Annotated in this window: 21 protein-coding genes, 1 tRNA gene and 1 pseudogene; 10 read left to right on the top strand and 13 right to left on the bottom strand. The window is 71.6% G+C overall.

The features are described from left to right. Positions 1-27: 27 nt before the first annotated feature. Positions 28-519, bottom strand: coding sequence for a MarR family winged helix-turn-helix transcriptional regulator (locus IE294_RS28405; protein WP_189890741.1), 492 nt, complete (start codon positions 517-519; stop codon positions 28-30). Positions 520-606: 87 nt separating this feature from the next. Between IE294_RS28405 and IE294_RS28400 the strand changes: the two genes are divergently transcribed. The 9 genes from IE294_RS28400 (at position 607) to IE294_RS28360 (ending at position 11,321) form a co-directional block, all read left to right on the top strand. Next, positions 607-1,002, top strand: a complete 396-nt coding sequence (locus tag IE294_RS28400; protein WP_189890740.1) for an HGxxPAAW family protein — start codon at positions 607-609, stop codon at positions 1,000-1,002. A 285-nt stretch (positions 1,003-1,287) separates the two neighbouring features. Next, a complete protein-coding gene (locus IE294_RS28395) occupies positions 1,288-1,911 on the top strand; it encodes a DNA-binding protein (RefSeq protein WP_229917379.1) in 624 nt (207 codons plus the stop codon). A gap of 121 nt (positions 1,912-2,032) precedes the next feature. After that, complete coding sequence (locus tag IE294_RS28390; protein WP_189890739.1) at positions 2,033-2,905, top strand: DUF2797 domain-containing protein; 873 nt, start codon at positions 2,033-2,035, stop codon at positions 2,903-2,905. Between the two features lie 94 nt (positions 2,906-2,999). Further along, positions 3,000-3,740, top strand: a complete 741-nt coding sequence (locus IE294_RS28385) for a response regulator transcription factor (RefSeq protein ID WP_189890738.1) — start codon at positions 3,000-3,002, stop codon at positions 3,738-3,740. After that, the gene (locus IE294_RS28380) at positions 3,737-5,341 is read left to right on the top strand and encodes a sensor histidine kinase (protein ID WP_189890737.1); all 1,605 of its coding nucleotides are present in this window, start codon (positions 3,737-3,739) and stop codon (positions 5,339-5,341) included. Before IE294_RS28385 ends, IE294_RS28380 begins: the two co-directional genes overlap by 4 nt. 14 nt (positions 5,342-5,355) lie before the next feature. Next, positions 5,356-6,840, top strand: coding sequence for a bifunctional glycosyltransferase family 2/GtrA family protein (locus IE294_RS28375; protein WP_189890736.1), 1,485 nt, complete (start codon positions 5,356-5,358; stop codon positions 6,838-6,840). After that, positions 6,837-9,014 (top strand): glycosyltransferase family 39 protein, encoded by a 2,178-nt coding sequence (locus IE294_RS28370; protein ID WP_189890735.1) that lies wholly within the window; start codon positions 6,837-6,839, stop codon positions 9,012-9,014. The genes IE294_RS28375 and IE294_RS28370 overlap by 4 nt, the downstream gene beginning before the upstream one ends. A gap of 63 nt (positions 9,015-9,077) precedes the next feature. Continuing rightward, positions 9,078-10,463 (top strand): MFS transporter, encoded by a 1,386-nt coding sequence (locus IE294_RS28365; RefSeq protein ID WP_229917378.1) that lies wholly within the window; start codon positions 9,078-9,080, stop codon positions 10,461-10,463. Between the two features lie 99 nt (positions 10,464-10,562). Then, positions 10,563-11,321 (top strand): TetR/AcrR family transcriptional regulator, encoded by a 759-nt coding sequence (locus IE294_RS28360; RefSeq protein WP_229917377.1) that lies wholly within the window; start codon positions 10,563-10,565, stop codon positions 11,319-11,321. Positions 11,322-11,372: 51 nt separating this feature from the next. Here the strand turns inward: IE294_RS28360 and IE294_RS47870 are convergent. The 5 genes and pseudogenes from IE294_RS47870 to IE294_RS28340 form a co-directional block, all read right to left on the bottom strand. Beyond that, positions 11,373-11,477, bottom strand: a pseudogene (locus tag IE294_RS47870) (PPOX class F420-dependent oxidoreductase); the annotation flags it as partial. A gap of 235 nt (positions 11,478-11,712) precedes the next feature. Then, entirely contained in the window at positions 11,713-12,180 is a 468-nt protein-coding gene (locus IE294_RS28355) for a PPOX class F420-dependent oxidoreductase (protein ID WP_189890733.1), read from the bottom strand. Positions 12,181-12,235: 55 nt separating this feature from the next. Next, positions 12,236-13,057, bottom strand: a complete 822-nt coding sequence (locus tag IE294_RS28350) for a YceI family protein (protein WP_189890731.1) — start codon at positions 13,055-13,057, stop codon at positions 12,236-12,238. A 102-nt stretch (positions 13,058-13,159) separates the two neighbouring features. Further along, the gene (locus tag IE294_RS28345) at positions 13,160-15,622 is read right to left on the bottom strand and encodes an MFS transporter (protein WP_494487333.1); all 2,463 of its coding nucleotides are present in this window, start codon (positions 15,620-15,622) and stop codon (positions 13,160-13,162) included. An 85-nt stretch (positions 15,623-15,707) separates the two neighbouring features. Continuing rightward, positions 15,708-16,202: a MarR family winged helix-turn-helix transcriptional regulator gene (locus tag IE294_RS28340; RefSeq protein ID WP_189890727.1), complete on the bottom strand. Its 495-nt coding sequence runs from the start codon at positions 16,200-16,202 to the stop codon at positions 15,708-15,710. A 205-nt stretch (positions 16,203-16,407) separates the two neighbouring features. Here IE294_RS28340 and IE294_RS28335 point away from each other — a divergent pair, with 205 nt between their 5' ends. Continuing rightward, complete coding sequence (locus IE294_RS28335) at positions 16,408-16,602, top strand: hypothetical protein (RefSeq protein WP_059263728.1); 195 nt, start codon at positions 16,408-16,410, stop codon at positions 16,600-16,602. A gap of 3 nt (positions 16,603-16,605) precedes the next feature. Here IE294_RS28335 and IE294_RS28330 read toward each other — a convergent pair whose 3' ends face one another. The 7 genes from IE294_RS28330 to tadA form a co-directional block, all read right to left on the bottom strand. After that, on the bottom strand, positions 16,606-17,364 hold the full coding sequence (locus tag IE294_RS28330) for a hypothetical protein (RefSeq protein WP_229917376.1): 759 nt from the start codon (positions 17,362-17,364) through the stop codon (positions 16,606-16,608). A gap of 48 nt (positions 17,365-17,412) precedes the next feature. Next, positions 17,413-18,354, bottom strand: coding sequence for an RNA polymerase sigma factor SigF (locus IE294_RS28325; protein ID WP_189890725.1), 942 nt, complete (start codon positions 18,352-18,354; stop codon positions 17,413-17,415). Positions 18,355-18,690: 336 nt separating this feature from the next. After that, entirely contained in the window at positions 18,691-19,527 is an 837-nt protein-coding gene (locus IE294_RS28320; RefSeq protein ID WP_041665339.1) for an RNA polymerase sigma factor SigF, read from the bottom strand. 175 nt (positions 19,528-19,702) lie between these two features. After that, the gene (locus IE294_RS28315) at positions 19,703-19,996 is read right to left on the bottom strand and encodes a Dabb family protein (RefSeq protein ID WP_189890723.1); all 294 of its coding nucleotides are present in this window, start codon (positions 19,994-19,996) and stop codon (positions 19,703-19,705) included. Between the two features lie 10 nt (positions 19,997-20,006). After that, positions 20,007-20,186 (bottom strand): hypothetical protein, encoded by a 180-nt coding sequence (locus IE294_RS28310; RefSeq protein WP_014673639.1) that lies wholly within the window; start codon positions 20,184-20,186, stop codon positions 20,007-20,009. Between the two features lie 158 nt (positions 20,187-20,344). Continuing rightward, positions 20,345-20,429 (bottom strand) — tRNA-Ser (locus IE294_RS28305). Between the two features lie 56 nt (positions 20,430-20,485). Further along, positions 20,486-20,917 carry a tRNA adenosine(34) deaminase TadA gene (tadA, locus tag IE294_RS28300; protein ID WP_015493289.1) on the bottom strand — a complete coding sequence of 144 codons (432 nt, stop codon included), beginning with the start codon at positions 20,915-20,917 and terminating at the stop codon, positions 20,486-20,488. Positions 20,918-20,968: the final 51 nt, after the last annotated feature.

Raw genomic sequence — 20,968 nt, 5'->3', positions numbered from 1 at the left:
GGAGGCTGCCTTCGGCGTGCTCCGGGGTCAGCACTCCTCGGTCGGGTCGTCGCGGTTGAGCTTCTCCAGGTATTCGTGGGCCAGCGCCGTGGCGCGGGTGAACCAGTCGGTGATGATCGCCAGCTCCTTGGGGGAGTAGTCGGAGAAGAGGGCCGCAAGGCGCTTGTAGTGGCCCGCGTACACCGCCTCGACGCGGGTGACGGCGTCCGGTACGGCGGCCACGCGGACCCGGCGGCGGTCGGTGGGGTCGGGGCGGCGGGTGACGTAACCGGCGCGTTCGAGGCGGTTGAGGATGCCGGTCACCGCGCCCGTGGTGACGTGGGCGCGGGCCGCGAGGTCGCCCGCCGTCAGCAGCTCGTCGCCGGCCTCCAGGACGAAGGCGAAACAGGTCAGGTCGGTGACGTTCAGTCCCAGCCGCCGGGCCAGCTCCTGCTGTCCGATGAGGTGGGCGGCGATGAGGTGGTCCATCGCCGACAGCGCCTGGGCCGGAGTGGCGGGCGGGCGCGGCGTGCCGTGCATCTTTCGAAATCCCTTAGGTCGTGAGATATTCGGAATGTAAATTTCTTAGCCCGTGAGGGAACTGGGTCGTCCCCTGGAGGCGGTTCCATGAGTCTGTACGACGAGGGTCACACGATCGCCGGCTGGACCGGCGCCGCCATCGCGACCGCGGGAGGCGCCGTGGCGGGGCTCGGGGTCTGTACGGCCTCCCTCCCCGTGGTCGGCGCCGGGCTGGCCGTGGTGGCGGTGAGCGTCCTGGTGACCTGGGCCCTGCACCTGTCCGGCTGGGGCAAGCCGCCCGGGGTGCGGCCGCGCGAGCAATGGGGGATGCGGGTCCGGGACACGCAGGCGCGGGACGGGCACGCGGGGTGCGTCGGGTGCCGGCTGGCGGGGCGGGGGCGGAAGCGGTCGGCCGGGGCGCCGGCCTCGGTGTCCGGTGCGGTGCCGGCCTCGGCGCCGGGTGCGGTTCCTGCCGAATCGATCCCTCTGTCCCCTATCGAGTGAACGAGACTTCTTCGAACGGCAGTTGCCGATCGCCGACCCTAGCTTCCGGGGTGGAGGTGATGCTCGATGAACGAGCAGAACGACACCCCGTCGGAGCAGCCGACGGGAGCGAAGCGGGACGCGAAGCCTGGGTGAGTTTGCACAAGGCGTCGCTACAGCCGACACCTTGCGCAAACTCGCAGGTCACAGGCTTCAACGCTCGATGAAGATGGTGAACCTCAAGGGGCTCGTCCAGCTCGTCAACGCCTGCACCAAGCCCGAGTGCGGCCCCTTCAAGAGCTGGGTTTGCGAGGTCATCGAGACCTCCAGCGAGACGGTTCCTACTCGCTCGACCCCGCCCCCGTACAACCCTCCCCGGACGGCACCACCGCCTACCTCATGCCCCAGCAGGTCGCCGACGCGATCGTCCGGCTGGAGGAGCGGAACATCCGGGCGGACGAGGAGCTGGCGGTCGCGCGGATCGAACGGATCGAGCAGACGCGCCGGACCAACGAGCACCTGGGGCGCGTCACCGATCAGTTGAGCCGGACCAACGACCGCCTCGGCGCTCTCGCCGACCGTGTCGGTGGTGTGCATGACGTGCTCGGGCGGATCGCCGACTCGCTGGACGTCATCGCGGACCGGCTGCGGCCGGCCGGTCCCGTCCGCTCGGCCGTGACTCCTCGGCAGCTCCTCGCGACCTGGCGGGCGAAGAACCTCGTCGTGACCGAGGACGTGCACGCCGTGGCCGCCTACCTCGCCCCGGCGCTGGTGCGCGGGCCGGTGCACTGCCGGCTGGAGGAGGTCGCGGAGCGGACGGGGCTCACGCTCGACCGGGTCCACGACTGCGTGCGCATGCTGCTCAAGCGGGGGTGCATGCGGCAGGCGGGAGTGGGGGCCGGGGGGATGCCGGTGTACGTGCTGCCGTAGCCGAACAACGGAGGAAGGCCCGAAGCCGCAATACAAGGTTGCGGCTTCGGGCCTTCGCCCACCGTACCCCCACCCCTCGCCCTCGGGCAGTTGTCAGACCCACGTCCTACCCTCACGAGTGATGGCACAGGTCTGGAAGTGCACGGGACTGCGGTGGGCGGCAGGTGGTCCGGTGCTGGAGTGGGACGGTGGGCGGCGCAGTGCGCTGCCCCGGGGGAAGCGGGTCGCCTTCGCGGTGCCGGAGGGCGGAGGGCGTACGTGTGTGGGGGCGCGGGGGCATCTCTGTCCGGTGCGGGCCGCCGTGCCGGCGCGGAGTACGGGGGCCCGGTGCGAGGAGTGCGCGCGGCTGGACCGGGCGCACTCCGTGGCCGCCGACACGATCGCCGACGATCCACGGCCGTACCGGGTGTATCTGGCGTGGTTCGGGCCGGGGATGGTGAAGGTCGGCATCACCGCCGTCGAGCGGGGGCCGGCCCGGCTGCTGGAGCAGGGCGCGGTCTGCTTCAGCTGGCTCGGTACCGGTCCGCTGATGGCCGCCCGGCGCACCGAGGAGCTGCTGCGGGCCGCGTTGCGGGTGCCGGACCGGATTCCGTACGCCGAGAAGCGGGCGGTGCGGTCGGCGCTGCCGGGGACGGAGGCGGAGCGGGCCGCCGAGGTGCGGGAGCTGCACGCGCGGGCCGTCGCGCTCACCGGGTGGCCGGAGTCGCTGCGGCCCGATCCCTGCGAAGTGGTCGACCACGTCGGGGTTTTCGGGCTCGGTGGGGGGCCGGAGGCGTTCGGGGAGGTGGTCGGACTCGTTCCCGGCGGGAGTGTGAGCGGTGAGCTGGTCGCGGTCGCCGGGCCGGATCTCCATCTGGCGGTCGGCGGTCGCGGGGTCGTCGTGCTGGACACGCGGCTGATGACCGGCTGGGAGCTGGTGCCGTCGGAGCCGGTGGCGGCCGGATGCGCTTTCCCCGTGCGGGAGTTCAGGAGGGAACCGGACGGATTGTTCTGACCCGGGTCCTCCCTGAGAGGCGCCTGTGCGTTTCTCAGGGAAATCACAGACTCGTGAAAGCGTGTTCTCAGAGGGCACCGACAAGGTGTCCAGCATGACCACGACCTCGCCCCAGGGGCGCACCGAACTGCTGAGGCCGGACGGGAGCCCCGTCCGCGTGCTGGTGGTGGACGACGAGATGTCGATCACCGAACTGCTGAGCATGGCCCTTCGTTACGAGGGCTGGCAGATCAGGAGTGCGGGGAACGGACAGGGGGCCATCCAGACGGCCCGTGAGTTCCGGCCCGACGCCGTCGTGCTCGACATGATGCTGCCGGACATGGACGGGCTGAGCGTCCTCGGCCGGCTGCGGCGCGAGCTGCCCGATGTGCCGGTCCTCTTCCTCACCGCCAAGGACGCGGTGGAGGACCGTATCGCCGGGCTCACCGCCGGCGGGGACGACTACGTCACCAAGCCGTTCAGTCTCGAAGAGGTCGTCGCGCGGCTGCGCGGGCTGATCCGCCGGTCGGGGGCCGCCGACCGGCGCTCCGACTCCGTGCTCGTCGTGGGCGATCTGACCCTGGACGAGGACAGCCACGAGGTGTCGCGGGGCGGCGACAGCATCCATCTGACCGCCACCGAGTTCGAGCTGCTGCGCTTCCTCATGCGCAACCCCCGGCGAGTGCTGAGCAAGGCGCAGATCCTGGACCGCGTGTGGTCGTACGACTTCGGCGGGCAGGCCAATGTGGTCGAGCTGTACATCTCCTATCTGCGGCGGAAGATCGACGCCGGGCGGGAGCCGATGATCCACACCCGGCGGGGGGCCGGTTATCTGATCAAGCCCGCCGCGTCATGAGCGAGCGGCGACGGCCGGGTCCGCAACGGCGGCGGAAGCGACGGGCCGGACAGCCGCGCACGCTGCGGACGCGGCTCGTCGTCGCGTCCGTGACGCTGATCGCCGTGGTGTGCGCCGTGATCGGCACGGTCACCACGCTGGCGCTGCGCTCGCACCTGTACGAACAGCTGGACGGGCAGGTGGCGGAGGCCGGCAAGCGCCTGTCGGGACCCATGAAACCCGGCGGCATGAACGACGCCGGGCTGACGGACCGGCTCACGGGCTTCGTCAAGGGCCCGACGCAGCCGAAGACCATCGCCGCCGAGGTCGGTCCCGACGGCACGGTCACCCGGGCGGTCTTCGCCCGGAAGGCCGCCACCGACGACGGCCCCTTCCAGCGGAACGACGCAGTCCCCCTCAGCGACGAGCAGAAGGCCGCCCTGGACAAGGTGCCCACCACGGGCACGCACACCGTCGTCGTCCCGGGCCTGGGCGAGTACCTCACGCGGTACGTCACCGGAGCCGGGGGCACCTACTACGTCGCCCTGCCGACCGAGACGGTCGGCAACACGATCGACACCCTGATCCTCGTGGAGATCAGCGTCACCGCCGCCGGTCTCGTCGCCGCCGCCATCGCGGGGTACGTGCTCGTCGGCGTCGCCACCCGCCCCCTGCGCAAGGTCGCCGCCACCGCCACCCGGGTGTCCGAACTGACGCTGCACACCGGCGAGGTGAACCTCAGCGAGCGGGTCCCGGAGTCGGAGTGCGATCCGCACACCGAGGTCGGGCAGGTCGGTGCCGCGCTCAACCGCATGCTGGACCACGTCCACGGCGCCCTGCACGCCCGGCAGCAGAGCGAGACGCGGGTACGGCAGTTCGTCGCCGACGCCAGCCACGAGCTGCGGACGCCGCTCGCGTCCATCCGGGGGTACGCCGAACTGACCCGGCGCGGGCGGGAGCAGGTCGGCCCGGACACGCGGCACGCGCTGGGGCGGATCGAGTCGGAGGCGGGGCGGATGACCCTGCTGGTGGAGGATCTGCTGCTGCTCGCCCGGCTGGATGCCGGGCGGCCGTTGCAGTTCGAGCAGACCGATCTCGTCCCGCTCGTCGTGGACACCGTCAGCGACGCCCGCGCGGCCGGCACGGACCACGTCTGGCGGCTCGAACTGCCCGACGAGCCGGCGCCGGTGTCGGCGGACGCGGCCCGGTTGCAGCAGGTGCTGGTCAACCTGCTGGGCAACGCCCGCAGTCACACGCCGCCCGGTACGACGGTCACCGCGCGGGTGCAGCGGCGCGGGCCGTGGATGTGCGTGGACGTCGAGGACAACGGGCCGGGGATCCCGGCGGAGCTGCTGCCGCACGTCTTCGAGCGCTTCGCCCGCGGGGACTCCGCGCGCTCGCGCGCCACCGGGTCCACGGGGCTCGGGCTCGCGATCGTGCAGGCGGTGGCCGCCGCGCACGGCGGTGCCGTGACCGTGGACAGCGTGCCCGGCCGCACGGTGTTCACCGTGCACCTGCCCGCCCTCGGCCCGGCCGTGCCCCGGCAGGAGCCCGGAACGAGCCGGGGCTCGGACTCACAGGCACAGCACAGTGCCACCACATGGGTGCGACAGGGGAGTTGAGAAAAGTCGGTGCCATGCGAACCGACTCTTCTCCCGGCACCCTGCCGGCGCGGGAGCACCTCCCGGCCGGAGACGCCGGTACGCCTGTCCTGGACGTAGTGATCCCCGTCTACAACGAGGAGAAGGACCTCCAGCCGTGCGTCCGCAGACTGCACGAGCACCTCACGCGCACCTTCCCGTACGCGTTCCGCGTCACGATCGCGGACAACGCGTCCACGGACACCACCCCGCTGGTGGCGGCGCGGCTGGAGGCGGAGATCCCGGAGGTCCGCAGCGTCCGCCTGGAGCAGAAGGGGCGGGGGCGGGCGCTGCGGACCGTGTGGTCGGCGTCGGACGCCCCGGTCCTCGCCTACATGGACGTCGACCTGTCCACCGACCTCAACGCCCTGCTGCCGCTGGTGGCGCCGCTGATCTCCGGTCACTCCGACCTGGCGATCGGCTCCCGGCTCGCCCGCACCTCCCGGGTCGTGCGCGGCCCCAAGCGGGAGTTCATCAGCCGGGCCTACAACCTGATCCTGCGCGGCTCGCTCCAGGCCCGCTTCTCGGACGCGCAGTGCGGGTTCAAGGCGATCCGGCGCGATGTGGCGCAGGTGCTGCTGCCGCTGGTGGAGGACACCGGCTGGTTCTTCGACACGGAGATGCTGGTGCTCGCCGAGCGGGCCGGGCTCAGGATCCACGAGGTGCCGGTCGACTGGGTCGACGACCCCGACTCCACCGTGCACCTCGTGAAGACCGCGACCGACGACCTGAAGGGCGTGTGGCGGGTCGGCAAGGCGCTGACCACCGGTTCGCTGCCGTTGGACCGGCTGACCCGGCCCTTCGGTGACGACCCGCGCGACCGGGAACTCACCGACGTGCCCCGGGGACTCGCCCGCCAACTGGTCGGCTTCTGCGTGGTGGGCGTCCTGTCGACCCTCTTCTACCTGCTGCTGTACAGCCTCTTCCGGCAGTTCTGCGGCTCGCAGCTCGCCAACGCGCTCGCGCTGCTGGTCTCGGCCGTGGCCAACACGGCCGCCAACCGCCGGCTCACCTTCGGGGTGCGCGGCCGGGGCGGCGCGGTACGGCACCAGGCGCAGGGCCTGGTCGTGTTCGGCATCGGTCTCGCGCTGACCAGCGGTTCGCTCGCCGCCCTGAACGCGGCCACGGACAGCCCGGCGCACTCCACCGAGCTGGCGGTGCTCATCGCGGCCAACCTGGCGGCCACCGTGCTGCGGTTCCTGCTCTTCCGCGCCTGGGTCTTCCCGGAGCGCCGGGAGTCCGTCCCGTCCCCGGAGGCCGCCCCGGCCCCCCGCACGACGGCTCCGTACGCCCCGGCCCCCCGCACGACGGTTCCGTACGCACCGCTGCCGCAGCGGCCGGTCGCGCCGCCGCAGCCGTACCAGACCACTCAGTTCCGCGCCGGTGAGGCCGCGGACGGCAACTGGAGCGGCGTCACCGACGCGACCACGCGGTTGCAGCCGGTGCGCCCTCATGACACCGACCCGGGGGACGCCCGATGACGACGCACTACGACCCGCCGACGACAGAGCACGGCGCCGCGGCCGACTGGGGACCGTCACCGACCGCGCCCCCGCGGGATCCCCAGGCGGGTGAACCGAGGCAGCCGTTCGTACGGAGACTGTGGCGCGGCCGGCCCGAGGACCCCCGCTGGGTCCGCCCGGCCCTCCTCGGCCTGCTCGCCACCACCCTCGTGCTGTACCTCTACGACCTCAGTGCCTCGGGCTACGCCAACTCCTTCTACTCCGCGGCCGTCCAGGCGGGCAGCAGGTCCTGGAAGGCGTTCTTCTTCGGCTCGCTGGACGCGGGCAACGCGATCACCGTGGACAAGCCGCCGGCCTCGCTGTGGCCGATGGAGCTGTCGGTCAGGGTCTTCGGCCTGGACTCGTGGGCGATCCTGGTGCCCGAGGTGCTGATGGGCGTGGCGACGGTCGCCGTCGTGTACGCGGCCGTGCGCCGCCGGTTCAGCCCGGTGGCCGGTCTGATCGCGGGCGCGGTGCTGGCGCTCACGCCGGTCGCGGCGCTGATGTTCCGGTTCGACAACCCGGACGCGATGCTGGCCCTGCTGATGTCGGTGGCCTGCTACCTCGTCGTCCGGGGCCTGGAGGACGGCCGTACGAAGTGGCTGGTGTGGGCCGGGGTCGTGATCGGCTTCGCGTTCCTCGCCAAGACGCTCCAGGCGTTCCTGATCCTGCCGGCGCTGGCGGTCGTGTACGCGGTGTGCGCGCCGGTGTCGCTGAGGAAGCGTTTCGGTCAGCTGGCCGCGGCGACCCTCGCGCTGGTCGTCTCGGGCGGCTGGTGGGTCGCGGTCGTCGAGCTGTGGCCGGCGTCGTCCCGCCCGTACATCGGCGGCTCGCAGAACAACAGCTTCCTGGAGCTGACCTTCGGGTACAACGGGCTCGGCCGCCTCAACGGCGAGGAGACCGGCAGCGTGGGCGGCGGCGGTGGCGGCGCGGGCGGCTCCGGCATGTGGGGCGAGACCGGCTGGGACCGGATGTTCAACTCCGAGGTCGGCGGCCAGATCTCCTGGCTGCTGCCCGCGGCGCTGATCCTGCTCGTCGCCGGCCTGGTGGCCACCCGCAAGGCCCGCAGGACGTCCGTCACCCGCGCCTCGTTCCTGGTCTGGGGCGGCTCGCTGCTGATGACCACGGTGGTCTTCAGCTACATGGCCGGCATCTTCCACCAGTACTACACCGTGGCTCTCGCCCCCTACCTCGCGGCCGTCGTCGGCATGGGCGCCGGGCTGCTGTGGGAGCGGCGGCGGCAGCCGTGGGCGTCGATCGCGCTCGCCGCGTCCGTGGTCGCGGCGGCGGCCTGGGGGTACGTGCTGCTCGACCGCACCCCCGACTACCTGCCCTGGCTGAAGTGGCTGGTCCTGATCGGCGGGCTGAGCGCGGCGCTCGGCCTGGTCTTCGCCGGCCGGATCTCCCGGCACCTGGCGCTCGGCGCGGCGGCGGTGGGTCTCGTGGCCGCGCTGGCCGGACCCACGGCGTACACCCTGAGCACGCTCCAGGAGGGCCACACCGGTTCGATCGTCACGGCAGGCCCGGCGGGCGCGAGCGTGATGGGCGGCCGGGGCGGCGGTGGCGGTATGCGGGGCGGCTTCGGCGGCAGGCTGCCGGGCTGGCAGGGCCGGCAGAACCAGCGAGGTCAGCAGGGCAATGGCTTCCCGGGCGCCGGGGGCACCCCGGCCCAGCCGGGGCAGCCGGGGCAGCAGGGGCAGTGGGGTCAGCGGAACGGCAACGGCTTCGGCTTCCCCGGCGGCGGCCGGACGGGTGAGGGCGGCATGGGCGGCGCCGGTGGCATCGGCGGCCTGCTGAACGGCACGAGCGTGTCGTCCGAGGCCGAGAAGCTGCTGGCGGAGGACGCCTCGAAGTACACCTGGGTCGCCGCGTCCGTCGGCTCCCAGAACGCGGCCGGCTACCAGCTCGCCACCGGCGACCCGGTGATGGCGATCGGCGGCTTCAACGGCACCGACCCGTCCCCGACGCCGGCCCAGTTCAAGAAGTACGTCGAGGAAGGCAGGATCCACTACTTCATCGCCGGCGGTGGCATGGGCGGCGGCGGCAACGGCGGCACCGCCTCGCAGATCAGCTCGTGGATCCAGAGCACCTTCAAGAAGGTGACGGTGGGATCGGCGACCTTCTACGACCTCACGCAGAAGGCGAACGACTGAGGGCAGCCGACTGACCGGGAAATGCGTTGTACACCGTATAGCGACAGCTATACGGTGTACGGCATGTCCACCCCCCAAGGTCATCCCCAACGCTGGCTGATCCTCGGCGTCATCTGTCTGGCGCAGCTCACCGTGCTGCTCGACAACACGGTGCTGAACGTGGCCATCCCCTCCCTGACCCGCGAACTCCACGCGGAGACCTCCGACATCCAGTGGATGATCAACGCGTACTCCCTGGTGCAGTCGGGCCTGCTGCTCACCGCGGGAAGCGCCGCCGACCGCTACGGCCGCAAGAAGATGCTGATCACGGGGCTCGCCCTGTTCGGCGTGGGTTCGCTCGTGGCCGGACTCGCCGACAGCACCGGCCGGCTGATCGCCGCGCGGGCCGGGATGGGGATCGGCGGCGCGCTGCTGCTGACCACCACCCTGGCCGTGGCGATGCAGATCTTCTCCCCCGAGGAGCAGCCGAAGGCGATCGGCATCTGGAGCGCGGTCAACGCGCTGGGCTTCGCCGGCGGCCCGCTGATCGGCGGCTTCGTGCTCGACCACTTCTGGTGGGGCGCGATCTTCCTCGTCAACATCCCGGTCGCGGCGCTCGGCCTGGTCGCGGTGGTGGCGCTCGTACCGGAGTCGAAGAACCCACGGGGTGACCGTCCGGACCTGCCGGGCGCGGTGCTGTCCACCATCGGCATGGCCTCGCTGGTGTTCGCGATCATCTCCGGGCCGAGCCACGGCTGGACGTCGGCGCGCGTGCTCGGCACGGCGGCCGTGGCGGTGCTCGTGCTGGGCGCCTTCGCCTGGTGGGAGAGCAGGGCCGACGAGCCGATGCTCGACCTCCACTTCTTCCGGGACCCGCGGTTCACGGGGGCGGTCGCCGGGGCCGTGCTCATCGTGTTCGGCATGGGCGGGGCGTTGTTCCTGCTGACACAGCACCTTCAGTTCGTGCTCGGGTACGGGCCGCTGGAGGCCGGCCTGCGGACCGCCCCGCTGGCGCTGACCGTGGTGGCGCTCAACTTCACCGGGCTGTCGGCGAAGTGGTCGGCACGGCTGGGCACGCCGGTGTCGATCGCGCTGGGGATGGTGTGCATGGCTGGGGGCCTGGTGTCGATCGCGGAGCTGGACTCCGGGGGCTATGCGGGGACGCTGCTCGGGCTGTTGCTGATCGGCGCGGGGTGCGCGGTGGCGAACCCGGCGATGGCGCACGCCATCATGAGCGCGATTCCTCCGGAGAAGGCCGGGGTGGGGGCCGGGATCAACGGCACCCTCGCCGAATTCGGCAACGGGCTCGGGGTGGCCGTACTGGGCGCGGTGCTCAGTTCTTCGGTCGCGTCCGGGGAGTCCCTGTCCGCCGGGCTGGGGACCGGTCAGCTGGTGGGAGCCGTCGCCGTGCTGGTCGGGGGGTTCGTGGCGGCGGGGCTGTTGCGGCGGGCGGAGCGGGTGTCCGCCTAGGTGCTCGCGGGCAGGGGTAGTCGGGCGACCGTGCTACGTCGTGGTCGGCCGCGCGCACCTTAGGTTGGGACAGTGAGCGGAATCGAGGAAGGGCCGCCGGTGACGAAGCGGGCAGGTCGGTCGGCACGGGACAGTGTGTGGCTGGAGGGCAAGGCCCGGCGCGGTGGGCGCAGCGGGCAGCCGTCCGGGCTGGACCGGGAGCGGATCACCGCGGCGTCCGTGCGGCTGCTGGACGCCGAGGGCCTCGCCAAGTTCTCCATGCGGCGGCTGGCGGCCGAGCTGAACGTCACCGCGATGTCCCTGTACTGGTACGTCGACACCAAGGACGACCTGCTCGAACTCGCCCTGGACGCGACCTACGCCGAGCTGCGGCTGCCCGACCCGGAGAACGCGGACGAGGACTGGCGGGAGCAGCTGCGCGCGCTGGCCTCCGCGTACCGGGCGCAGCTGGTCCGCCATCCGTGGCTGTCCCCGCTGGCCGGGCGTTTCCTCAACATCGGCCCGAACTCCCTGGCGTTCTCCCGGGTGATCCAGCGGGTCGTCCGCCGGGCCGGGCTGCCGGCGCACGGGGTGACCGGGGCGATCTCGGCGGTCTTCCAGTTCGTGTACGGCTTCGGCACGATCGAGGGCCACTTCCTCACCCGGATAGCGGACACCGGGCTGAGCCCCGACGAGTACTTCGAGCAGGCCATGTCCATGGTGGACGAGGTCCCCGGGACCGCCGACGTGATGAGGGAGTCCAAGGACCTCATGGCGGCGCGCGGCGGCGACACGGTGGCCGAGATGCTGGACCGCGACTTCACCTTCGCGCTGGACCTGCTGATCGCGGGCCTGGAGGCGATGGTCACCCGCGGCTGACTCCCCCTCCGCCCCCGTGCCCGCTCTCACGGGGCCGGCCCGGGGCGGGGACTACTCGGACGCCAGTCGTGCCGGGAAGCCGCCGGTCGCCACGGGGCCCCATCGTTGCGGGGTCACCCGGATGATGGACTTGCCCTGCTTGACCATCGCCTGGCGGGCCCCTTTCGTCTGCGCCCCTCGCACTGCTGCGCAGGCTTCGGGGCGCTGCGCCGGGCTCCGCCCGTCGGGGCCGCGCGGACGGGGATGGTTCGGGTACCAGCTGTGCCGGTCCCCTGGCCGCCAACGGCTCCCTCGCCGCGGTAGCCGACTACTCCTCCGTCACGAGCCGAGCGCCGCGAATCCGCCGGCCGCCCCCGTGCCCCGCTCTCACGGGGCCGGCCCGGGGCGGGGACTACTCGGACGCCAGTCGTGCCGGGAAGCCGCCGGTCGCCACGGGGCCCCATCGTTGCGGGGTCACCCGGATGATGGACTTGCCCTGCTTGACCATCGCCTGGCGGTACTCGTCCCAGTCGGGGTGTTCGCCGGCGATGTTGCGGTAGTACTCGACCAGCGGTTCCACCGAGTCGGGGGTGTCGATGACCTCGGCCGTGCCGTCGATCTGGACCCAGGGGCCGTTCCAGTCGTCGCTGAGGACGACCAGGGCGACCAGGGGATCCCGCTTGGCGTTGCGGGTCTTGGCCCGCTCGGGGTAGGTCGAGACGACGATCCGGCCGGAGTCGTCGACGCCGCAGGTCAGCGGGGACGCCTGGGAGGAGCCGTCGGCCCGGCGCGTGATCAGCAGGGCGCGGTGCCGGGGGCGTACGAAGTCCAGCAGCTCGTCCAGCGACACACGGGTGTTGGTAGCGATGTTCGGTGCCATGGGGGCAGCCTAGGGGCAGCGGGTGCCCCGGTGGCTGACCCTGCTGTGCCTATGTCTACGCCTGGGGCAGGGAGTCGCCCTGCACCGCCTGGATGTCCAGCTCCACCTTCAGTGTGGTGCCGATGGCGGCGATGCCCGCCTGGAGGACCTGGTTGTAGTTCATCGCGAAGTCCTCGCGGTGCAGCTCGGTGGTGGCCCGGAACGCGGCCCGGGTGCCGCCCCACGGGTCGGCGCCGGTGCCCAGGTAGGCCAGGTCCAGGTCGACGGGTCGTACGACCCCGTGCAGCGACAGCTCGCCGTGCACGGTCCAGCGGTCGGAGCCGGCCTGCGTCAGTCCCGTGGAGCGGTACGTGATCTCGGGGTGGTTCTCGACGTCGAGGAAGTCCGCGGAGCGCAGGTGCGTGTCGCGCATGCCGTTGCCGGTGTCGATGGACGCGGCCCTGATCACCGCCTCCACCCGGGACTTGGTGACGTCGTCGGGCGCGATCTCGATCGTGCCGCCGAACTCCGTGAACCGGCCGCGCACGCTGGAGATGCCCAGGTGCTGGGCGACCGCGGCGACGGAGGAGTGCGCCGGGTCGACGGTCCAGGGGCCGGGCGGCGGCAGCTCGGTGCCGCCCTGCCGGGCCAGCGTGACCGTGCCGACCTCGGCCCGGCCGCTCGCGGTGACGATCGCGCTGGACGCGGCGGGCGCGTAGCCGACGGCCGTCACGATCACGGTGTACGCCCCCGGCGCCAGCTCGGTGGTGTCCCGTACGGCCCCCTCGGCGTCCGCCTCGGCCCGCAGCACCTGTGTGCCGGTCATGTCGGTCACCGTGACGACCGCGTGCGACACGGCCCACCCGTCCCGCGTACGGATCTTCGCGGTCAGTCCCATCCCGTTTCTCCCTGAAAAAGGCTCAAAAATTGGTCGTATGAGACCGGCCCGTGGCGGGCGCGCCCTCCGCTCAAGGCGCGCGCCGCCACGGGCCGGGGTGAACTACTCGCCGGGGTGGGCGAGTTCGATGTCGTGGCCGTCGGCTCCGGTGCCGGAGACGGTCAGGGCCGTCGCCACCGGCGGGTAACCCGTCGCGATGACGGTGTACTCGCCGCTGTCCAGGTCGGTGAAGGCGTACGCCCCGTCCGTTCCGGTGGTGGCGGTGCCGACCACGTTGCCGGCCTGGTCGACCAGGGTCACCCGGGCGTCGGCCAGCGGGCCGTGCGGGGCCCGGACGACACCCTGGAGCCGGGCGCCGGCGTCCAGGTCGACCTCGATCCGGGTGACGCCGGTGGCGCCGACCTCGACCGGCAGGGCGCGCGGCCGGAACCCGCTCGCGTTGACCGCGACGGTCACGGTGCCGGGCACCAGGTCGGTGAGGGCGAAGTCGCCCTGCTCGCCGGTGGCGGCGGTGGCCAGCAGGTCACCGCGCACATCGGTGACGATCACCATCGCGTCCTTGACCGGCAGCGCGCTCCCCGCGGCCCGGACCACACCGGTCAGCCCGCTGGTGCCGCTGAGCAGGATGTCGTACGACAGCGGTTCCTCGCCCACCACGACGGTGGAGGCCTGCGGCTGGTAGCCGTCGGCGGAGGCGATCAGGACGTAGCTGCCGGTGCCCGGGGCGTCGAGCGCGTAGGAACCGTCGGCCTGGGCGACCGCGCGGCCCAGCTGGCGGCCGGACAGCGAGATCAGGGTGACCGCGGCCTGCGGGACCGGAGCGCTCTCGGCGCCGCGGACGAAGCCGTGCACCGGGGTGCCGCCGGAGCCGCCGGGCTCGGCGATCGTGGCGACGGCCGCCATCGGCCGGGTGGCGGTGGCCGTGCCGTCGGAGGTGGCCCCGGTGGTGGCGGCGACCGCGGCCGGGACCGGCGCGGCGACCGGGGCCTGGGCCTCGGCGACGGCCGGCGCGGCGGCCGGGTCGGTCACGGGGGCCTTGCCCTCGGCGGCCTGTGCGAGCGCGCCCTTGGTCTTCAGCGGGACCTCCTTGATGAACAGCGTGATCAGGAAGGCGACGGCGGCGAGGCAGCCGGCGATCATGAAGACGTCGGCGATGCCGTGGCCGTAGGCGCTCTCCAGCAGCGTCCGGATGGGCTTCGGCAGCGCGTTCATGTCCGGGATGCTGTCGGTCGAACCGGAGCCGCCGGCCAGGGCCTTCTGGTACTTGGGGCTGAGGTCGGCGACGCCGTCCTGGACGTAGTGGGTGATCCGGCGGGACATCACGGCACCCAGCGCGGACACGCCGACCGCACCGCCGAGGGAGCGGAAGAAGGTGACCGTGGAGCTGGCCGAGCCGAGGTCGGCGGGGGAGACCTGGTTCTGCGTGGCGAGGACCAGGTTCTGCATCATCATGCCGATGCCGAGACCCAGCAGCGCCATGAAGACGGCCATCTTCCAGTAGGCGGTGTCGTACCGGATGCCGCCGAGCAGCAGCAGGCCGGCCGTGACCAGCACGCCACCGCTGACCAGCCACGCCTTCCAGCGGCCGGTGCGGGTGATGAACTGACCCGAGACGGTCGAGGAGACGAACAGACCGCCGATCATCGGGATGGTCAGGACGCCCGACATGGTCGGGGACTTGTCGCGGGCCAGCTGGAAGTACTGGCTGAAGAAGACGGTGCCGGAGAACATCGCGATACCGACGAACAGCGAGGCGAGCGACGCCAGCGTGATCGTGCGGTTCTTGAACAGGCGCAGCGGGATGATCGGCTCGCTCGCCTTGGACTCGACGAGCACGAAGAGCGCGCCGAGGACGATCGATCCGCCGACCATCGCGTAGGTCTGCCAGGACAGCCAGTCGTACTTGTCACCGGCGAAGGTGACCCAGACCAACAGCAGGGAGACGGCCGCGGAGATGAGGGTCGCGCCGCCCCAGTCGACCTTGACCTCCCGCTTGACCACGGGCAGGTGCAGGGTCTTCTGGAGCACGATCAGCGCGAGGACGGCGAAGGGGACGCCGACGTAGAAGCACCAGCGCCAGCCCAGCCAGGAGGTGTCGGTGATGACACCGCCGAGCAGCGGGCCGCCGACGGTGGCGACGGCGAAGGTGGCACCCAGGTAGCCGGAGTACCGGCCGCGCTCGCGCGGGGAGATCATCGCCGCCATGACGATCTGCGCCAGGGCGGACAGACCGCCGACGCCGATGCCCTGGAACACCCGGAAGGTGATGAGCATGCCGGGGTTCTGCGACAGGCCGGCCGCCATCGAGGCGACCACGTAGATGATCAGGGCTATCTGGACGAGAGCCTTCTTGCTGTACAGGTCGGCGAGCTTGCCCCACAGGGGAGTGGCCGCGGTCATCGACAGCAGGGCGGCGGTGACCACCCAGGTGTAGGCGGACTGGCCGCCGCCGAGGTCCCCGATGATGTGCGGCAGGGCGTTGGAGACGATCGTGGACGACAGGATCGCCACGAACATGCCGAGCAGCAGCCCGGACAGTGCCTCCATGATCTGCCGGTGCGTCATCGGGGCGTCGCCGTGGGAGCCTCCCCCGTGCTTGGCGTGAGCCCGCACACCGGCTGGTGTGGTCGTTGCCATGGGCTTCCTTTTCTTACGTGCTTGCGGGTGTACGGGTGGTCTCTTCGTCTACGGGAGCGGGGAGCCGCAGCGGGGCGGACCGGCAGTCGCCGAAGGAGGCGCGCAGACGCGTCATCAGCCGGATCAGCTCGCCGACGTCCTCGTCGGTCCAGTCCGCGAGCCGCTCGGCCAGCAGGTGCGTGGTCCGCCGGGACAGGTCGTCGAGCTGGTGCAGGCCCTTTGGCGTCAGGCGCAGGATGCGCGAGCGCTTGTCCGCCGGGTCCGGGTGCCGCTCGATCCAGCCGCGTGCGGCGACGTGCGCGACATGCCGGCTGGTGACCGACATGTCCACGGCGAGCAGCTCCGCGAGCTTGCTCATGCGCATGTCGCCGTGGCGGCCGAGCAGGGTCAGCACGGCGGCCGAGCCGGCCGGGCAGTCGGGCGGCAGGATCCGCCCCATGTCCCGTTTCACGGCTCCGACGGCACTGAGCTGACGCGCCAGCTCTTCAAACTGCGCCTGCCCGGCCATCACACCTCCCGTATTCGTTGCTTGGGGCAACCATAGGACTGCTTGGTTGCTGAAGGCAAACAAGCAGGGGTCCGGCGGCGCAAAAACTTGGCAAAGGCAAGTATTGCGATCGTAAATATGCAGGTGACTGCGGGTGGCGTGCCCCCGTCTGTCCCGGTGGCCCCGCACTTGGGTCGGTCACCGGGATTCGCTAGGGTCTCGGGCCATGGCTAACACCCAGGGCCCCCAGGGCAATTACGACCCCGCAGGCAGCACCCAGATGTTCCGCGCGTTCGTCGACGAGGCCCCCCAGGGGCCCCAGCAGCAGGCGGCCTCCTCCGGCCCACGGGTCGGTCTGATCATCGGCGTGATCGTGGCGCTGCTGGTGGTCGCCGGCGTCGCCTATCTGGCGGTCAAGTAGGACTCACTCCCAGCGGACGGAGACGTCCCGCGTCTCGACGTGCATGCCGAGCGGGACCCGCCAGGCGTCGACGCACACCGTCCAGGTGGGACTCCTGTGCGCACCCGGCGCCACCGGCACCGGCAGCTCCACGGTCGACCCGACCGTCCCCCAGTCGATCCCGAGTGCGCCGATGATGTGCGTGCCGAAGGTCACCGACCCCGAACGCACCGCCGTACCGCCCGAGTTGCGGAAGGCGACGGTCACCTTCTGGCACCACCGCTTGTCGGTGTCCTCGCTCACCGGCTCGCCCCAGGAGAGGTCGGCGGGTGCGGTGGGGGCCGTCGTACGGCTCGGAGCGGGGGCGGCCGGGCTCGGTGACGCCGCCGGCGGAGTCGTACGACCGTCCGGGCTGCCGTGGGGCCGTGGGGTGCCGGGGCCGTCCTCGCCGCTCGGTGCCGGCGCCGGTGGGGCGGAGCGCGGGTCACCGGACGGGGTCGATTCCTCCGTACGCGCGGCGGAGCCGGTCCTGCGCGGGGCGTCACGGGGTGCGTCGCGGCCCTTGTCCCCGTCGAGCGGCACGAGGATCACCGACCCCGACGGCGCCGCGGCCGTCGGGCCGCCCGGTCCCGCGCCGACCGCCGTGTAGCCGCCGCCCGGACCACCGCCCGCGCACGCGGCGAGCACCCCGCCCAGACAGACGACGGCCGCCGACGCTGCCGTAACGGCGCCTCGGCGGCCACGCGTCCATGTCGTCGTACGAAACATCCCGGTACGAAGCATCCGGTCATGGTGACTGACGCCTCGTCAGATGGGAAGCGACGGGAAGCGTCAGTCCGAGATCAGACCCTCCCGCAACTGCGCCAGCGTCCGGGTCAGCAGACGGGAGACGTGCATCTGGGAGATGCCGACCTCCTCGCCGATCTGCGACTGGGTCATGTTGGCGAAGAAGCGCAGCATGATGATCCGGCGCTCCCGGGGCGGGAGCTTGGCCAGCAGCGGCTTGAGGGACTCCCGGTACTCCACGCCCTCCAGGGCCGTGTCCTCGTAGCCGAGCCGGTCGGCGAGCGAGCCCTCGCCGCCGTCGTCCTCGGGGGCCGGGGAGTCGAGGGAGGAGGCGGTGTAGGCGTTGCCGACCGCGAGGCCGTCGACCACGTCCTCCTCGGAGACACCGAGCACGGCGGCCAGCTCGGTCACCGTGGGGGAGCGGTCCAGCTTCTGGGACAGCTCGTCACTGGCCTTGGTGAGGGCCAGGCGCAGCTCCTGGAGCCGGCGCGGGACGCGCACCGACCAGGAGGTGTCGCGGAAGAACCGCTTGATCTCGCCCACGACGGTCGGCATCGCGAACGTCGGGAACTCCACGCCCCGTTCGCAGTCGAACCGGTCGATCGCCTTGATCAGGCCGATGGTGCCGACCTGGACGATGTCCTCCATCGGTTCGTTGCGCGAGCGGAACCGCGCCGCCGCGTAGCGGACCAGCGGCAGGTTCAGCTCGATCAGGGTGTCCCGGACGTACCCCCGCTCGGGGCTGTCCTCGCCCAGCGCGGCCAGGCGCAGGAACAGCGAGCGGGACAGGGTGCGGGTGTCGATGGTGGCCGTGACCTGCGCGGCCGGGACAGCTTCGGCGGCCGGGCCGGCGGCCGGGGACGGCACGGCTTCGAGGGCCGTGACACCCTCGAAGCCGTCGAGGACGTCGAGAGCGTCGAGCTCCTTGGGCGCTGCCTCGCTCAGCGTGGGCGTCAGCACCTTCGAGCTGCCCTGGTCTGCGGACATGCCACCCCCTTTGGGTCGCGGGACGGTCGCGGCGGCGCCGTCTCTTGCGAGCAACGCAGCCTTCACCTGAATACCGGAGCCGGAGCCCCGGCAAACGCGCTTCCCGCAGAATGTCACATGTCGGCAACGCGCTGTACCGACATGTCGACATGTCAGATCGGAATCGGCCCTGCAAACAAGGGGTCTGACGGATATTCGGAACCGAAGTGTCGGCAACAGCCCTGGTGAGCGATTCGCCCGCGCCGGTTAACGCTCGATCGGGTTTGCGATGCAGTGGTGTTCGGGGCGTGCTTCCGTGCGCCCGCTATGCATCAGCCGCCACGGCGTCTGCTGCGGTTATGCGTCGATCCGATTTGCGGAACGCAGCCGCTGGAAGCTACGGGCGAGGAGGCGCGAGACGTGCATCTGGGAGACGCCGAGTTCCGCGCTGATCTGTGACTGGGTGAGATTGCTGTAGTAGCGCAGGAGGAGGATGCGCTGTTCTCTCTCGGGGAGCTGGACGAGGAGGTGGCGGACCAGGTCGCGGTGTTCCACGCCGTCCAGGGCCGGGTCCTCGTAGCCGATCCGGTCGAGCAGTCCGGGCAGTCCGTCGCCCTCCTGGGCGGCCTCCAGCGAGGTGGCGTGGTACGAGCGTCCCGCCTCGATGCAGCTGAGCACCTCGTCCTCGCTGATCCGGAGCCGCTCGGCGATCTCGGCGGTGGACGGCGAGCGGCCGTAGAGCGTGGTCAGGTCCTCGGTGGCGCTGTTGACCTGCACCCACAGCTCGTGCAGCCGGCGCGGGACGTGGACCGTGCGGACGTTGTCCCGGAAGTACCGCTTGATCTCGCCGACCACGGTGGGCATCGCGAAGGTGGGGAACTGCACGCCCCGGTCGGGGTCGAAGCGGTCGATGGCGTTGATCAGCCCGATGGTGCCGACCTGGACGACGTCCTCCATGGGCTCGTTGCGGGAGCGGAAGCGGGCGGCGGCGTAGCGCACGAGCGGGAGGTTCGCCTCGATCAGCGCTCCGCGCACCCGGTTGTGCTCCGGCGTGCCGGGGGTGAGGTCCTTCAGTTCGGCGAACAGCACCTGGGTCAGGGCCCGGGTGTCCGCGCCGCGGCGCTTCTCGGGGGCCGGTGGGGTCGGAGTGGGCGCCTCTTCCTGGGGCGGCGCAGTACTGGCCGACACGGTCAACGCCACCTCTTCATCGGTCAGTCATCCGTCAAAAGCGGTCATAGCATCACAAGACATGTGCACCGTGTGCAAGCACCCGATAACCTCGTGTTGTGGTTCAAACGCTGATGAATTGGGTACGCATCGCACGAAAAACCCCTCGCCGGAACGGCGAGGGGTGCTGGGGGTGCGGGGCTCAGAACGCGTAGTCGGCGATCACCCAGGTGGCGAACTCCCGCCACAGCGCGACGCCCGCCTGGTGGGCCGGGTGCTCCAGGTAGCGCTTGAGGGCGTCGGCGTCCTCGACGGCCGAGTTGATCGCGAAGTCGTAGGCGATCGGCCGGTCGCTGATGTTCCAGGCGCACTCCCAGAAGCGCAGTTCCTCGATCTGGCCGCCGAGGGCCCGGAAGGCCTCCACACCCGCCACGACCCGCGGATCGTCGCGCTCGACGCCCTCGTTGAGCTTGAAGAGGACCAGATGGCGGATCATGGGGTGTACCTCAGCTCTTTCCGCCGTGGGCGACCCAGGTCATGAAGTCGCCGACGGCCTTCGCGGCGTCCGATATGCCCTCGAAGCCTATCTGCACGTAGTCGGCCGCCTTGGCCGGATCCGTGATGATCACGTACAGCGCGAAGACCACGAGCACGTACACGGCGATCTTCTTGGCGTTCACCGCCATCGCGGCCTCCCCTGTACCAGCGCCCTCGGGCCCCTGCTGCCCGCCGGCCGCGAGTGTAACGTTCGGCCTCCCGCGTACGGTCAACAGCGCGCCGTCACGCGCGGCTTGTGTCCGGAACGCGCGAAAGGCCCCGTCGGTCGACGGGGCCTTTCGGTGAGCGGTAGCGGAGGGATTTGAACCCTCGGTGACTTGCGCCACACTCGCTTTCGAGGCGAGCTCCTTCGGCCGCTCGGACACGCTACCGAGGGAGACCCTACAGCACGGGGGGCCGTGGTTCGAAATCGGTATCCGGCGGCGGCTCAGCGGGCACGGAAGAACTCGGTGAGCAGCCGAGCGCACTCCGCCGCGAGCACGCCCTCGATGACCTCCGGCCGGTGGTTGAGCCGGCGGTCGCGCACCACGTCCCACAGGGAACCGGCCGCGCCCGCCTTCTCGTCCCGGGCGCCGTAGACCACCCGGTCCACCCGGGACTGGACGAGCGCGCCCGCGCACATCGTGCACGGCTCCAGCGTGACGACGAGCGTGCAGCCGGTCAGCCGCCACTCCCCGAGCCGGGCCGCCGCCCGCCGGATCGCGAGGACCTCGGCGTGGGCCGTGGGATCACCGGTGGCCTCACGCTCGTTGTGCCCGGCACCGAGCACCGTCGTACCGTCCGGGGACAGCACGACGGCGCCGACCGGGACGTCCCCGCCCCGGACGGCCAGACCGGCCTCGTCCAGGGCGAGCCGCATCGCGGCCCGCCAGGGGTCCCGCACCGGGTCCGGCGTGCTCCGCGCCCGCTG

Origin of the sequence: Streptomyces canarius, assembly GCF_014650735.1 — a bacterium.
Classification (GTDB): Bacteria; Actinomycetota; Actinomycetes; order Streptomycetales; family Streptomycetaceae; genus Streptomyces; species Streptomyces olivaceoviridis.
Note: the sequence above shows the minus strand (reverse complement) of the source record. Positions and strands in the feature narration are given on the sequence as shown.

What these genes read in the sequence shown, in the direction of transcription:
- IE294_RS28405 (WP_189890741.1), bottom strand. Translation starts at nt 519, where the DNA reads ATGCACGGCACGCCGCGCCCGCCCGCCACTCCGGCCCAGGCGCTGTCG.
- IE294_RS28400 (WP_189890740.1), top strand. Translation starts at nt 607, where the DNA reads ATGAGTCTGTACGACGAGGGTCACACGATCGCCGGCTGGACCGGCGCC.
- IE294_RS28390 (WP_189890739.1), top strand. Translation starts at nt 2,033, where the DNA reads ATGGCACAGGTCTGGAAGTGCACGGGACTGCGGTGGGCGGCAGGTGGT.
- IE294_RS28385 (WP_189890738.1), top strand. Translation starts at nt 3,000, where the DNA reads ATGACCACGACCTCGCCCCAGGGGCGCACCGAACTGCTGAGGCCGGAC.
- IE294_RS28380 (WP_189890737.1), top strand. Translation starts at nt 3,737, where the DNA reads ATGAGCGAGCGGCGACGGCCGGGTCCGCAACGGCGGCGGAAGCGACGG.
- IE294_RS28375 (WP_189890736.1), top strand. Translation starts at nt 5,356, where the DNA reads ATGCGAACCGACTCTTCTCCCGGCACCCTGCCGGCGCGGGAGCACCTC.
- IE294_RS28370 (WP_189890735.1), top strand. Translation starts at nt 6,837, where the DNA reads ATGACGACGCACTACGACCCGCCGACGACAGAGCACGGCGCCGCGGCC.
- IE294_RS28365 (WP_229917378.1), top strand. Translation starts at nt 9,078, where the DNA reads ATGTCCACCCCCCAAGGTCATCCCCAACGCTGGCTGATCCTCGGCGTC.
- IE294_RS28355 (WP_189890733.1), bottom strand. Translation starts at nt 12,180, where the DNA reads ATGGCACCGAACATCGCTACCAACACCCGTGTGTCGCTGGACGAGCTG.
- IE294_RS28350 (WP_189890731.1), bottom strand. Translation starts at nt 13,057, where the DNA reads ATGGGACTGACCGCGAAGATCCGTACGCGGGACGGGTGGGCCGTGTCG.
- IE294_RS28345 (WP_494487333.1), bottom strand. Translation starts at nt 15,622, where the DNA reads ATGACGCACCGGCAGATCATGGAGGCACTGTCCGGGCTGCTGCTCGGC.
- IE294_RS28340 (WP_189890727.1), bottom strand. Translation starts at nt 16,202, where the DNA reads ATGGCCGGGCAGGCGCAGTTTGAAGAGCTGGCGCGTCAGCTCAGTGCC.
- IE294_RS28335 (WP_059263728.1), top strand. Translation starts at nt 16,408, where the DNA reads ATGGCTAACACCCAGGGCCCCCAGGGCAATTACGACCCCGCAGGCAGC.
- IE294_RS28330 (WP_229917376.1), bottom strand. Translation starts at nt 17,364, where the DNA reads ATGCTTCGTACCGGGATGTTTCGTACGACGACATGGACGCGTGGCCGC.
- IE294_RS28325 (WP_189890725.1), bottom strand. Translation starts at nt 18,354, where the DNA reads ATGTCCGCAGACCAGGGCAGCTCGAAGGTGCTGACGCCCACGCTGAGC.
- IE294_RS28315 (WP_189890723.1), bottom strand. Translation starts at nt 19,996, where the DNA reads ATGATCCGCCATCTGGTCCTCTTCAAGCTCAACGAGGGCGTCGAGCGC.
- IE294_RS28310 (WP_014673639.1), bottom strand. Translation starts at nt 20,186, where the DNA reads ATGGCGGTGAACGCCAAGAAGATCGCCGTGTACGTGCTCGTGGTCTTC.
- tadA (WP_015493289.1), bottom strand. Translation starts at nt 20,917, where the DNA reads ATGCGGCTCGCCCTGGACGAGGCCGGTCTGGCCGTCCGGGGCGGGGAC.